This is a genomic window from Nonomuraea composti (assembly GCF_012034275.1).
GTDB classification, from domain to species: domain Bacteria; phylum Actinomycetota; class Actinomycetes; order Streptosporangiales; family Streptosporangiaceae; genus Nonomuraea; species Nonomuraea composti.
Genome location: NZ_JAATEP010000002.1, coordinates 403,449 through 415,813 on the forward strand (window position 1 = coordinate 403,449; position 12,365 = coordinate 415,813).

Sequence of the window (12,365 nt, forward strand, 5' to 3'; positions counted from 1 at the left end):
GTAGAGGGTCAAGGAGATGCGGTCAGGACAGCGAGTGCTCCGCCGCGGCGATCGCGGCCGCGCCCGGCTCGCACGCCGCACGCAGTGCCGCCAGCGACTCGGCGTCGAGCTCGGCCCGCGCCCGGCCCGCACGGCCCGGATCGACCAGGCGGCGCGCCGCCTCCAGCCACCGCGCCGGCACCGGCAGGCCGGCGAACTCCGCCAGCCGCCGCAGCTCCGCCTCGGGCCCGCGCAGCAGGGCCTCGTAGCTCATCGAGATCCACGCCTCCCGGGGCAGCTCGCGCAGGGACGCCACCCCGTCGCACACCATCGCCGACCACCACTGCGCGCCGAACACGTGCACCGGGATGGGATAGCCCATCAGCAGATCGGCGTTGTAGGGCGGGCAGATCAGGCCGCGGAACCGCGCGGGCAGCGCCGCCTCCACCTCCTCCAGCGTGGCGGTCGGCGGCAGCCCGGCGGCGCGCACCGCCGAGATGGCCAGCGTCTGCCAGCGGAAGGACGGGTGCCGGCTCATCGACAGCGCGCAGTCGGGGCCGTCGCGGTGCAGGTGCACGAAGCGCGCCTCGGGGAACAGCCGCCGCAGCCGCTCCACCATGACGAGCGAGGCGCCGGAGCGCTCGACCACGAAGCGCCGCCCGTACAGGCCGGCGAGCAGGCGGAAGACGTGCCGGTACTGGTCGGCGGCCGGACGCCGGGGCCAGGCGGGGATCTCGGCGGCCAGCCGGTCGAACAGGCCGTCGGGGTCGTCGGTGAGCAGCGGCAGCACGCTGTGGCAGATCACCGGCACGCCGGTCGCCGGGTCGAAGCGGCCCTTCCCGTACGGGTAGTACAGCTCGGGCGGCTTCAGCCCGTCCCTGATCAGGGCGTCGAGGAAGGTCGCGGGCGCCGACAGCAGGCCCCACAGCTCCGCGCCGTCCAGCTCCCCGGTCGGGAGTTTCCGGCCGACGCCCAGCGTGGAGAAGAACTCGCTGACGCTCAGCACGTCGGGATGCTCGCGCAGGATGCGGGACAACAATGTCGAGCCGCACCGCCCGGTGCCCACGACAATGGTGAGATCCACCGGCCGCCTCCTTCTCACGTGTTTTTCGTACGCGGGCGTGCGGGAGAAATTGCCATTACCTTAGCAAGGCGTTCATCGGCTGCCCAGCGGCCGTTCTTGGTAGAGTGAGTTTTATGGCTGTGCTCAGCGCCGCGGGCCTGTCCGCCGGTTACCGCGGCCCGGCCGTCCTGCATGAAGTGCGGCTCGATTATGACCCCGGGCTCCATGTTTTACTCGGCCCTAACGGCGCCGGTAAGACGACCCTGTTCAGGGTGTTGTCGGGAGTGCTGCCGCCGCGCGCGGGCGGCGTGCTGGTCGACGGCGCCGACCCGCACACCGACGCCATGGCCAAGCTGCTCGTCGGCATGGCGGCGCACCGGGCGGCGCTGGCGCCCCGGCTGAGCGTCGCCGACAACCTCGGCTACTGGGCGCGGGTGCTGCGCCTGCCCGCCCCCACGCGGCAGCGGCGCGTCGAGCAGGTCATCGACACCATGCGGCTCACCGGCATCGCGGGCCAGAAGGCGGGCTCGCTGAGCAGGGGGCAGGCGCAGCGGGTGGGCGTGGCCAAGGCGCTGCTCGGCGACCCGCCCGTGCTGCTGCTCGACGAGCCCACCGCCGGGCTCGACCCGGGCATGGCGGCCGGGCTGCGCGAGCGGCTGCGCCTGCTGGCCGACGCCGGGCGCACCATCGTCGTCTCCACGCACGAGCTGGCCGAGGCGAGCGAGCTGGCCGACGACGTGACCGTCCTGCATCAGGGGCGGGTGGTGGCCCGCGGCGAGCCGGGCGAGCTGCGGCAGCGGCTGGTCGGCCAGGGCTACCGGCTGCGCGTGCGCGGCCACGGCGACCTGCTGGGCGCGCTGCGGCGGCTCGGCTACGCGCCCGAGGCGCACGGGCACGACGGGGCGACCGTCCAGGTGGCGGGCGAGGAGGAGACGGAGACGCTGGTGGCGGCGCTGGTGCGCGACGGGGTCGGGATCCGCGAGGCCACGGCGGCCGGAAACCCGTTGCAGGACGTCTACCTGCACCTTCAGGGGTGAGCGGGGTGCCGGGCGCGTTCGCGCTGTGCGGGGCGATCCTGTGGCGGGTGCGCAGGGAGGGCGTGCGCGACCTGCTGTCCGCCGTCGTGCCGTTCGTCGTGCTCCTCGTCGTGCTCAGCGTGCTGCCGCTGGTCGCCGGGCACGGGATCAAGGGCGCGGCCGTGGCCGCCGCCGTCGGCGCCCGCTACGGCGCCGACGCGAACGTGGTCGTCGTCGGGCTGCTGCTGCTCATCACGCCCGGGCTCGCGGCCCTGTTCGGCGCCATCGGCGTCACCCGCTCCGTGCAGGGGCTGGTCGGCTCCGAGGTGAGCAGGGGCGGCATGGAGGAGCTGCTGAGCGCGCCGTACACGCCGGGCGGCATCGCCGCCGCCGTGCTCGGCTACGCCCTGGTCGTGGCCACCGGCTTCTGGGCCGTCATGACCGCCGCCGGCGCGCTGGCGATCACCGTCGTGCTGCTCCTGAGCGGCGCGCGGCTCACGCTCGACGCCGGATACCTGACGCTCGCGCTGCTGCTGCCCCTGCTGTGCGCGTGGGCGAGCGCCGGGCTGACCCTGATGGTCAGCCTGCTCTTTCCGCGCCTGACCCAATTGGGCGCGGGCGTGAATGTCGCGGGCGGCAGTCTCGGCAACGGCCTGGCATTGCTGCCGGCCCTCGGCACGTTGCTGGCGCTGCTTTACGGCACGGTTTCCCTGGGGCCGGTGAAACTCTTTCTCATGGCCGGTGGGGCGACCGTGGTCATTACCGTCGCGGCGGTGGCGATCGTCGCCGGGAAATTCCGGCCGGAAACGGTGCTCGACTCCTGACGATTTCCTGGAGAAAATGACATGGGAATGATTCCGGATCGTATCGTCCGTTGTTCCGACGGGCACCTCTACACGGCGCAGTGGGCGCCGTTCTTCTCCCTGCGCGCCGTGCGGCTCGGCTCCCGGCGCTTCGCCCGCTGCCCGGTCGACGGCCGCTGGCGGCTGGTCACCACGGTCGAGCCGCGCGACCTCACCGAGGCCGAGATCGAGGAGGCGAAACGCCACCACGCGGGCCTGCAGTGATCCCTGTCAGGACGGGTCCGCGCTGACGTGCCCGCCGGGGAACTCCGTGTGCTGCGGCAGGGCGGGCAGGTCCCCCTTCACCGCCAGCGCCACGAGCCGGCCGTCGATCGGCAGCACCAGCCGGTCGGCCACCAGCTCGTCCACCACGGCCCGGACCTCGTCCTCCGAAGCCCGCACGTCGAGGTCGCGGTTGACGGCGTCGGCGATCCGGTCGGCGCGCGGCGCCGCGTCCGCCGCCAGGTACACCGCGCGGGCCAGGCCGCTCAGCGTCGTCCGCCACCGGCGGGCGCAGCCGCGCGAGTCCATGATGTCCAGGACGCCGTCGCGGTCCACCAGCGACAGGATGGGCGGCAGGTGCCGGCGGAAGGCCGCCCGCCACTCGCGCACCGCCTCGTACACCGCCACGGTGCCCGGCCGCTCCCGCACGTCGGCCCGGCTGAAGGCGGCCAGGTCGAGCGTGTCCGACTCGGGCTCGGCGGTGAAGAAGTAGGTCAGGTCGTCCAGGTCCGCCCGATCCAACGGGTAGACGTGCGCCATCGCCGAGATCGGCGTCAGCGTGAGCCCCAGCTGCCCGGCCCGCTGGTGGTAGACGCTGTAGCGGTCGTAGCGCAGCCTGGACAGGCCGTTCGGGGCCTGGAGGTGCTCCAGCAGCGGCAGCCAGCCCGCCATGGTCCGGTAGTAGTGGTCGTGCTCGCCCGGGAAACCCCACAGCAGCGACCACGAGAGGCGCAGCCCCAGCTCGCGGGCCCACTTGAGCAGCTGCACGTTCTGCCAGCCCCGCACGCCCTTGTCCATGAGGGCCAGCACCTCGCTGTGCAGGCTCTCGATGCCGGGCTGGACCCACGTCACCCCCGCCCGCACCAGCAGCTCCACCTGCTTGCGGGTGAGGTTCGCCTTGACCTCGTAGAAGAGCCGGCGCGGCCGGTCGTCGGCGGCGAGCCGCGGCAGCACCGTACGGAAGTAGGCCATGTCGAGGATGTTGTCCACGACCTCGAAGTCGCTGATGCCGTGGCGCCGCTCCAGCTCGCGCACCTCGGCCAGCACCCGCTCGGGCGACTTGGAGCGGAAGGCCATGCTGCTGCCGTTCAGCCCGCAGAACGTGCACTGGTGCACGTCGCCCCACCAGCAGCCGCGCGAGGTCTCCAGCGGCAGGCCCGGCCGGATGTTGGGACGCAGCGGCGAGGCCGCGACCTCCGCGAAGTAGTCGTCGAACTCCGGCACCGGCAGGCTGTCCAGGTCGCGGAACAGGGCACGGGGGAGCGCCTTGCCGCGGGGCCTGTGTCCGTGGAGGCCGAGGACGCCGGGCCCGCGCGCACGGAAGCCGGCCCCGCCGCCCTCCCGCGAACGGGGGCCGAGGACGCCGGGCGGCAGCTGTTCCGGCGGGACGTCGCGGCCCTGCGCGAGCACCAGGCGGCACAGGCCGGTGATCAGGCCGTCCGCCTCGCCCGAGACGACGTAGTCCACCCACGGGAAGCACCGGTGGGTGGCCTCGCCCATCACGGTCTCGCAGTTGGCCCCGCCCATCATCGTGATCACGGCCGGGTCCAGCTCGCGGACCCGCCGCAGCAGGGCCAGCGAGGCGGCGTGCTGCTCGAACGTGGACGTGCAACCGACCACCCGCGCCCCGCTCGCCAGCACCCGGCGCGCGGCCTCGTCGACGAACTTCGTCGCCATCTCGCGCAACGACACCAGGTCCGCGACCAGCCGGTCACCGCCGTCACGGCCATAGGCGCCGAAGAACCTGCCGCAGGAGTCGGCGATCTGCGCGAGGTACTGCTCGTCGCCGTCCCGCGCGCCGGGATACTCCGCCTCGGGGAAGGCCACGCCGGCGAACGTCCACTCGCCCATCAGGAACTCGGTCGGCGCGTGGTTGGCGCACAGGTGGTAGAGCTCCAGGCCGACGCTCTCGGCGAACCAGAGGTTGGCGTTGGCGACGACGGTCTCGATGCCCTCGGCGATCAGGATGCCCTTGAGCAGGCTCAGCCCCATGGACGGGCGGGGCAGCCCGGCGTACGGCATCGAAACGAGGCATACGTCCACGGCAGGGTCTCCCAGCGCTCTACCGGACCGCGTACACGGCCGGGTCGGTCTCGGGCGAGGGCTCCTCGTCCAGGCAGCCCTCCGCGAACAGGAAGTCCAGCAGGGCGAACGTCTCCTCCATCGGCACGCCGGCGGCGCGCCGCCTGCTCCGGGCCAGCTCCGCGGCGGTGCACGACCCGCCGGTGAACAGGGCGGCCAGGTCGCCGGGGCCGGGCTGGTCGCGGATGACCACCCGGTTGCCGCGCGAGGTCAGCCGCAGCTCGCCGTCCTCGACCTCGGGCAGGAGGCCGGGACGCAGCCGCACGGTGTCCTCGACGCGCAGCGCCGGCCGCATGTGCGTGGAGATCATCGACTGCAGGACGTCCCGCAGCTCGCCCGGCGTGCCGAACTCCGCCTGGTCGAGCACCCAGTAGCCGAGCGGCCAGCGGTCGGTGGCGTCGCAGGGCGTGATGAGCCGCACGGACCGCTCGACCAGGTTGAACAGGAAGCCCGACACGCATGCGATGGTCGAGCCCTCGCCGGGCGGCACCAGCTCGTCGCCGCGCTTGCGGGAGAACCTGCGGGCCCGGCCCGCGTTCGCCTTCACCTGCGGGATGGCCGCCTCCCGGTTCTGCGGGATGCACTCCACGCGCAGCAGCTCCTCGGGGCTGAACGACTCGTGGACGCGGTTGAGCCAGTTGATCGAGATGATCGAGAAGCGGTCGATGGTGGAGCCCATCGAGCTCGTCAGGCGCAGCAGCCGCCGCGTCCGCTCCACATCGGCGTGCGCCAGCGCGGTCGTCGTCTGCGGGCAGCGGCCCATGACCTCGTGGAAGTCCACCAGGAACCGCTCGTAGTCGGGATTGTCCAGCGGGTCGGTCGCCCAGTACAGGAAGCTCTGCGCGGCGCAGTCGCCCACCACCTCCCGCAGGGCGCCGAGCACGCCCCGCCACAGCGCCGCGTTCGGCTCGGTGTAGGGCCAGGTGTGGTCGAACCGGGGAGCGGCCACGCCGCAGAACCAGCAGCCGACGGTGCAGCCCTTCGACAGCTCGAAGGCGGCGGGCGCGTGCACGATGGCGTCCGCGCGGTGCGCGCCGAGCTCGCCGCGGCACCGGTTGATCTGCCGCCGCCGCCAGGCCGCCATGGTCCGGTTCGCGGGCTCGCCCTCGCGGCGCAGCCGTTCCCGGTGGGAGATCTTCTCCTGGATGTACGCGCAGTACCGCAGCACCGACGCGGGGTACTCGGACCGGCGCGGCCCGTTGATCGCGGCCTTCCCGGCCGGGTCGAGGAAGGGCGTCACCTCGCCGGGACGCAGCGGGCTGCCCAGCTCCTTGAGCGCGGCCTCGGGGTCGGCCTCGAACGCCGCGCGGAAGGCCGGATCCATGGTCCAGCGTTCGAGGGCCCGCTTGGTGTGGGCGACGTCCCGCAGGTAGCTCGCCGGGACGTCCGAGAGCTCACCGAGCAGGGGAAAGACGGTGTCCAGCGGTTCTCGCGCCATTCTTCCTTCTCTCTCGTCGAGCCTCTGCTCGGTGGGGCGGGGTCAGGTCAGGACGACGGCGCCGACCACCTCGGCCACGATGCTCACGGTCGACCCGACGACGACCGCCTCGACCGCCCAGATGAAGGGCGCGGTGTGGTGGCTGAGCGTCGCCTCGGAGGTCATGGCCGGGTCGATCCCCGCCGGCGGCGTCCGCAGGACGATGTAGCGGACGTGCTCGGAGTTCCTGACCATCCGCAGCTCGCCGCCCTCGGGCACCTCGAGCGCGCCCGGCAGGCCGCCGATCACCTGCCGGACGTCGCCCGCCTCGCGGGCCAGGTTGACGTGCCGCACCGCCGGCGTGTCCTCCAGCACGCGCAGCTCGATCCCCTCGGGCACGTCGAGGCCCTCTTCGGTGAGGACCGCGGCCGGCTCGCGCAGCAACCGGTCCTTGTACTCGGGATCCCGCCAGGCGCGCGCGGTGACCATCGCCATGATCGTGGCGGCGCGGTCTCCGTCCAGCACCCGGTCCGTCGTCGCGGTCATACGCATTCTCCTCTGCTCTCGAGCCATGCTCCATGAAACGGGGATGCGACCGATTCCGGGCAATCGCGGAAATCGGCGGCACCGGCGACCGGAGGCCGTCGGCTTTTGCCTGGCGCGCTCGCCCGAAATGCGACGGGGCCGGGGATGTGCGGCCGAGGACCTCCGCGGACCACGGTGAACTTGCGAGCGATTATGAATATCCGGGAATACCCTGTCAATCCTCGGCGGCGCCGACCGGCGGATATTCATTTTCCGGGGCCGCGGAATCCGGCGGGTCGATCGCGTCGCCGGCGGCCCGGTCCATGACGGCCACCATCCATTCCAGGACGTCCTGGTGCACCGCCGCCGCGGCCGCCTGCCAGGTCTTCACCTTTTCCTGGCTGACCTTCAGGCGGAGCGTCGCCTCCACGTTATTGGCCGCCGCGCCGTTGCCCGCGCGGGCCGACCTGAGCTGTTTCCTGAGCTCCCGCAGCGACCACCCGAACGCCGTGGCCCGGTCGAGCCAGAGGTCCTGCTCGGCCTCGGGAAGGGCGGCCACCGCCGCGTGGTGCTGGAAGCTCACCGTGTCCCGTCGACGGGACACCGGGAACCGGCGCGCCACCCACGCGTAGTTCCGTAATGTCTGATAGTCGAGCGACGTCTCCTGGATCGCCCGCTGGTAACGCTTGGGAAACTTGTCCTGGCCGAATATGAGCCAGTCGCCCAGCCACCAGGCGGTGGAGTTGCCGATGAGCAGGATCCGCTGGCCGATCTGGCTCCACGTCGACAATTGCGTGTTTTCCGGTAAACGCAGGCTGAGGCGTCCTGGAACCGTGTCGGAGCCCAGTGTGAGCTGACCGTTGATACCGCCCGAACGATCACGCTGCGCAATTCTCCGGCTGCCGTCCGCGTTTATTTGCCGTTGTATCACCTCGTGCTCCCTGAGACGGCATTGACTTGTCGTCACTGTCAGTGTGGCACGGCGACCGGAACCCCGCCACACGGAGATCCACTGAATTGCGCCCGGTTATTCATGGCGGTTTCCTGAGCGCCTTGACCAGTTGTGGAACGTGCCTTTTCCATGCGGATTTCAGCATGTGAGGGTTCAGGTGCGGACGGCGCGCTCCAGGACGTCCCGGTGCCGCTGCATCCAGGCGGCGCTGCGCAGGCGCCACGCCATGCCGTGCACCAAGCTCCGCGACGGCCCAGGGTCGCCGCCGGTCTGGGGCGCGACCGTGACGGGCGCCAGGGCGGCGGCGTCCTGCACGGCGACCAGGATCATGTGCTCGACCAGGTCCGCACGATCCCTGTCGGCGAGCCCGTACCCCTCGATCATCAGGCGCAGCACGTGCAGCCGCTCGGCGAGCGGGCGCAGGCCGGCCAGCGCGGCCACCTCGTCGTCGTGCAGGTGGCTGTTCAGCCAGCAGAGCTGCGCCACCTCGACCAGCGGATCGACGGGCCCCGCCACCTCCCAGTCGATGAACGCCACCGGCAGGCCGCCACGGACCACGACGTTCCAGGGGCCGGTGTCGCAGTGGCCGATCACGCGCGGGCGCCGCCCGAGATCGCGGCCGTGCCAGGGCTGCCAGGTCGCGTCGCCGGGCTCGGCGAAGGTGGCGGTGGCGGTGTGCAGGTCGCGCAGCAGCCGGCCGAGCGCGTGGGCCGCCTCGTCGCTCCACTGCCCCAGCCGGACGAAGCCGCCCTCGACGAAGGTGAGCGTCTCACGCCCGGACCCGGGCTCGAAGCCGCTGCCGGCCACACGCGGCGCCCCCTCGAACCCGGCCTCCTCCAAGTGCCGCAGCAACGCCTGCACCGTGGCCGACCAGGGGCCCGCCGCGCGCAGCACCGTGCCGCCCCGGCGGCTGACCACGCCCCGGGCGCCGGCCAGCGGCACCTCCACGCCGTCATCCGTCACTGGACCACCTCCGCGGCGGGGATCGGCCATCCCCGGACCTTGGGCCCATGTTCTATGATCACGGGCCTATGAGTCACTCGCGCACGCTTTCCGCCGCGGAGATCCCCTCGGAACGGCTCCTGCTGCGCAGAGCGTTGCGCGCCAATGACCGGGAGGCGTTCGTCGAGCTGTCGACCGATCCCGACGTGCAGTCCTACCTGGGCGGCCCCCGTCCCCGGAGCGAGGTCGAGCAGCGCTTCGAGCAGGTCCTGGCCGGCAGCGGGGAGGCCAGGCCCGGCAACTACGCCATCGCCGACCGGGCGACGGACCGCTTCCTCGGCACGCTGATGCTCGCCCACCGGCCGTCCGACGATGCCGGGCGGGCCGGCGAGGAGCTGGAGCTGGGCTACGTCCTGCGGCGCAGCGCCTGGGGCGCCGGGCTCGCGTTCGAGGCGGCGACGGCCGCGCTGCGCGCCGCCGCCGGCGAGCTGCCCGGCCAGCCGGTCGTGCTCGTCACGCAGACCGCGAACGAACGCTCCATGAAGCTCGCCGCCCGCCTGGGCTTCCGGCCGGTCCGCACGTTCGAGGAGTACGGCGCCGCGCAGGCCCTCTGCACCGCCCCGCTCTCCCTGTGGTCCTCCTAGGGCTACCGGGCCCGTGGCCCGGGGCCGGCGACCTGGGGGCGGCAACGCGTCAAGGCCGCCGTCCCGCGACGAGATCCGCGACCGCCTCGACGACCTGGTCCACCTCCTGCTCGGTGTTGTAGTAGTGCGGTGACAGGCGCAGGCACCAGTCCACGTCCTTGTCGCCGAAGTCGAACTGCGCGAAGTGGCGGAAGCTGAGCGCCGAGTTGATCCGGCGCGCGTCCATGGCGGCCTTGAACGGCTCCGCCTCCCACCCGTCCACGGCGAACGTGACGAGCGCCCCCAATTGCCGGCCCCGGTCGAGCACGCGCACCCCGGGCAGCCCGGCGAGCCTGTCACGCAGCCCGGCGGCCAGGGCGGGGGTGCGGCGGGCGATGGCGTCCATGCCGACCTGCCGGGCATAACGGGCGGCAGCCGCGCAGCCCAGCACGATGGCGTACGGGAACTCCCAGTCCTCGAACCGGGCGGCCGTCTCGACCGGCTGGTAGCGGTCCAGCGCGACCCACCGGGCACCGTACATGTCGATGAACAGCGGCTCGTACCCCTCGCGCAGGACGCGGTCGGAGACGTACAGGAAGCCCGAGCCGCGCGGCCCGCGCAGGAACTTGCGGCAGGTGGCGGTGAGCAGGTCGCAGCCGATCTCCGCGACGTCGATCGGGTACTGGCCGACCGACTGGCAGGCGTCCACCAGGTACAGCAGGCCCAGCTCGCGGCAGTGCCGGCCGATCTCCGCGACCGGCTGCACCAGGCCGGAGTTGGTGGGGATGTGCGTGGCCGCCACCAGCCGCGGGCGGTGCTCGCGCATCAGCCGCGCCATGGCCGCCACGTCCACCCCGCCCTCCGGCAGGTCGGGGGCGTGCACGACCCGCACGCCGAGCCTCTTGCCCAGGGACAGGAAGGCGATCTGGTTGGAGATGAAGTCGTTGCGGGTCGTCAGGATGACGTCGCCGGCCTCGAACGGGATCGCCGACAGCGCGGTGGAGAAGGCATGGGTGGCGCTACCGGCGAAGGCGATGTTGCCGGGAGCGCAGTTGATCAGCGCGGCCAGCTCGGTGTAGAACCTGCGGACCTGCCCGGCGCGGGCGGCCGCCGCCTCGTAGCCGCCCATGCTCGCCTCAAGCTGCAGGTGCTCCACCATCGCCGCCAGCACGGGCGCGGCCAGGAGGCCGCAGCCGGCGTTGTTGAAGTGCACCACCTGCTCGGCGCCCGGGGTGTCGGCCCGCAGGGCCGCGAGGTCCAGAAGCGATTCTGCCGAAATTACGGAAGCGCTATTATCGTCACTCATGTCGGATAGTAGCAGTTCGGCGGAGCTGGCCGTCGCGATGCGGGCGATGATCGACCGGCTGGCGCCGGGCGACCGCCTGCCCAGCAGCCGCGAGCTGATCCGGCGCTACCAGGTCGGCCCCGGCACCGTGGCGCGGGCCATCGCCATGCTCGCCGCCGAGGGCCTGGTCGTGACCCGTTCGGGCAGCGGCACGTACGTGACGGCCCGCGCGCGGCGGCGTACCGACGTGGCCGACACCGCCTGGCAGACGGTCACGCTCGCCGACCGCAGCGTGGACACCCGGCTGCTCACCGGCACCGCCGGCACGGCGCCCGCGGGCACGATCCTGCTCGACGGCGGCTACCTGCACCGCTCGCTGCAGCCCACCCGGATCCTCACCGCCGCGCTGGCCCGCGCCGCCCGCCGCCCCGACGCCTGGGACCGCGCCCCCGCCACCGGCCTGGAGGCCCTGCGCAGCGTCTTCGCCGCCATGATCGGCGGCGGCCTGACCGCCGACGACCTCCTGATCACCTCCGGCGGGCAGAGCGCCCTGTCCATGGCGTTCCGCGCCATCGCCGCGCCGGGCGACCCCGTCCTCGTCGAGTCGCCCACCTACCCCGGCGCGCTCGCCGCCGCCCGCGCCGCCGGCCTGCGCCCCGTGCCCGTCCCCATGGACGCCGACGGCCTGCGCCCCGACCTCCTCGCCGACGCGTTCGCCCTGACCCGCGCCCGCCTCCTCTACTGCCAGCCCACCCACCACAACCCGACCGGCGCCGTCCTCGCGCCGGAACGCCGCCCGCAGGTCATCGACGCCGCCCGGGCGGCCGGCGCGTTCGTCATCGAGGACGACTTCGCCCGCCACCTCGGCCACGGCACCCCCATGCCGCGCCCCCTCCTGGCCGACGACCGTCACGGCACCGTGATCCACCTGACCTCGCTCACCAAACCGGCGGCGCCCAGCCTGCGCATCGGCGCCATCGCCGCCCGCGGCCCCGTCATGGAGCGCCTGCGCGCCATCCGCCTCGTCGACGACTTCTTCGTCACCCGCCCGCTGCAGGAGACGGCGCTCGAGCTCCTCAGCTCGCCCGCCTGGGACCGGCACGTCCGCTCCCTCGCGGCGGCCCTGCGCGAGCGCTGCGCCACCCTGGCCGGCGCCCTCTCGCGCGAGCTGCCCCACTGGACCCTCACCGGGCCGCCCAGGGGCGGGCTCCACCTGTGGGCCCGCCTCCCGCACGGCGCCGGCGCGGGTACCGTCGCCGACGCGGCGCTCCGGTACGGCGTCGCCGTCAGCGCGGGCGACCGCTACTTCGCCACCGAGCTCCCGGCCGCCTACCTCCGCCTCAGCTTCGCCGCCGCCGCCGACCGCGGCGAGCTGGTCGAGGCCGCCCACCGCCTCGCCGCCGCCACCTCGCCCTGA

The 12,365-nt window shown here is 73.1% G+C and carries 12 protein-coding genes; 5 read left to right on the forward strand and 7 right to left on the reverse strand.

Annotated elements, in window-relative coordinates; translation table 11 throughout:
* Positions 1–22 precede the first annotated feature (22 nt).
* Positions 23–1,063, reverse strand: coding sequence for a sulfotransferase (locus HCN51_RS61080; RefSeq protein ID WP_206066543.1), 1,041 nt, complete (start codon positions 1,061–1,063; stop codon positions 23–25).
* Positions 1,064–1,176: 113 nt separating this feature from the next.
* On the opposite strand from HCN51_RS61080, the gene HCN51_RS04690 reads away from it, so the two are divergent.
* The 3 genes from HCN51_RS04690 to HCN51_RS04700 are packed head-to-tail and all read left to right on the forward strand — an operon-like array spanning position 1,177 to position 3,125.
* Positions 1,177–2,079 (forward strand): ABC transporter ATP-binding protein, encoded by a 903-nt coding sequence (locus HCN51_RS04690; RefSeq protein ID WP_168007111.1) that lies wholly within the window; start codon positions 1,177–1,179, stop codon positions 2,077–2,079.
* On the forward strand, positions 2,076–2,882 hold the full coding sequence (locus HCN51_RS04695) for a hypothetical protein (protein WP_168007113.1): 807 nt from the start codon (positions 2,076–2,078) through the stop codon (positions 2,880–2,882). The genes HCN51_RS04690 and HCN51_RS04695 overlap by 4 nt, the downstream gene beginning before the upstream one ends.
* Before the next feature lie 27 nt (positions 2,883–2,909).
* Entirely contained in the window at positions 2,910–3,125 is a 216-nt protein-coding gene (locus HCN51_RS04700; RefSeq protein ID WP_080037775.1) for a hypothetical protein, read from the forward strand.
* Between the two features lie 6 nt (positions 3,126–3,131).
* Here the strand turns inward: HCN51_RS04700 and HCN51_RS04705 are convergent, their stop codons facing one another.
* The 5 genes from HCN51_RS04705 to HCN51_RS04725 all read right to left on the reverse strand — a co-directional run bounded on the left by HCN51_RS04705 (position 3,132) and on the right by HCN51_RS04725 (position 9,061).
* A complete protein-coding gene (locus tag HCN51_RS04705) occupies positions 3,132–5,165 on the reverse strand; it encodes a RiPP maturation radical SAM C-methyltransferase (RefSeq protein WP_168007115.1) in 2,034 nt (677 codons plus the stop codon).
* Between the two features lie 19 nt (positions 5,166–5,184).
* Entirely contained in the window at positions 5,185–6,642 is a 1,458-nt protein-coding gene (locus tag HCN51_RS04710) for a radical SAM family RiPP maturation amino acid epimerase (protein WP_168007117.1), read from the reverse strand.
* A gap of 42 nt (positions 6,643–6,684) precedes the next feature.
* Positions 6,685–7,167 carry a nitrile hydratase subunit alpha gene (locus HCN51_RS04715; RefSeq protein WP_168007119.1) on the reverse strand — a complete coding sequence of 161 codons (483 nt, stop codon included), beginning with the start codon at positions 7,165–7,167 and terminating at the stop codon, positions 6,685–6,687.
* 214 nt (positions 7,168–7,381) lie between these two features.
* A complete protein-coding gene (locus tag HCN51_RS04720; RefSeq protein ID WP_346433533.1) occupies positions 7,382–8,077 on the reverse strand; it encodes an LmbU family transcriptional regulator in 696 nt (231 codons plus the stop codon).
* Positions 8,078–8,251: 174 nt separating this feature from the next.
* A complete protein-coding gene (locus tag HCN51_RS04725) occupies positions 8,252–9,061 on the reverse strand; it encodes a phosphotransferase (protein WP_206066544.1) in 810 nt (269 codons plus the stop codon).
* Between the two features lie 68 nt (positions 9,062–9,129).
* Here HCN51_RS04725 and HCN51_RS04730 point away from each other — a divergent pair, with 68 nt between their 5' ends.
* On the forward strand, positions 9,130–9,684 hold the full coding sequence (locus tag HCN51_RS04730; protein WP_168007123.1) for a GNAT family N-acetyltransferase: 555 nt from the start codon (positions 9,130–9,132) through the stop codon (positions 9,682–9,684).
* A 49-nt stretch (positions 9,685–9,733) separates the two neighbouring features.
* Here the strand turns inward: HCN51_RS04730 and HCN51_RS04735 are convergent, their stop codons facing one another.
* Entirely contained in the window at positions 9,734–10,969 is a 1,236-nt protein-coding gene (locus HCN51_RS04735) for an aminotransferase class V-fold PLP-dependent enzyme (RefSeq protein WP_168007125.1), read from the reverse strand.
* Here HCN51_RS04735 and HCN51_RS04740 point away from each other — a divergent pair.
* Positions 10,968–12,365 (forward strand): aminotransferase-like domain-containing protein, encoded by a 1,398-nt coding sequence (locus HCN51_RS04740; RefSeq protein ID WP_168007127.1) that lies wholly within the window; start codon positions 10,968–10,970, stop codon positions 12,363–12,365. The two genes, HCN51_RS04735 and HCN51_RS04740, sit on opposite strands and share 2 nt — an antisense overlap.

Bases quoted from the DNA above. Each gene is read 5' to 3' on its own strand.
- HCN51_RS04690 (WP_168007111.1), top strand. From the start codon at position 1,177: ATGGCTGTGCTCAGCGCCGCGGGCCTGTCCGCCGGTTACCGCGGCCCG.
- HCN51_RS04700 (WP_080037775.1), top strand. From the start codon at position 2,910: ATGATTCCGGATCGTATCGTCCGTTGTTCCGACGGGCACCTCTACACG.
- HCN51_RS04710 (WP_168007117.1), bottom strand. From the start codon at position 6,642: ATGGCGCGAGAACCGCTGGACACCGTCTTTCCCCTGCTCGGTGAGCTC.
- HCN51_RS04715 (WP_168007119.1), bottom strand. From the start codon at position 7,167: ATGACCGCGACGACGGACCGGGTGCTGGACGGAGACCGCGCCGCCACG.
- HCN51_RS04730 (WP_168007123.1), top strand. From the start codon at position 9,130: ATGAGTCACTCGCGCACGCTTTCCGCCGCGGAGATCCCCTCGGAACGG.
- HCN51_RS04740 (WP_168007127.1), top strand. From the start codon at position 10,968: ATGTCGGATAGTAGCAGTTCGGCGGAGCTGGCCGTCGCGATGCGGGCG.
- HCN51_RS04735 (WP_168007125.1), bottom strand. From the start codon at position 10,969: ATGAGTGACGATAATAGCGCTTCCGTAATTTCGGCAGAATCGCTTCTG.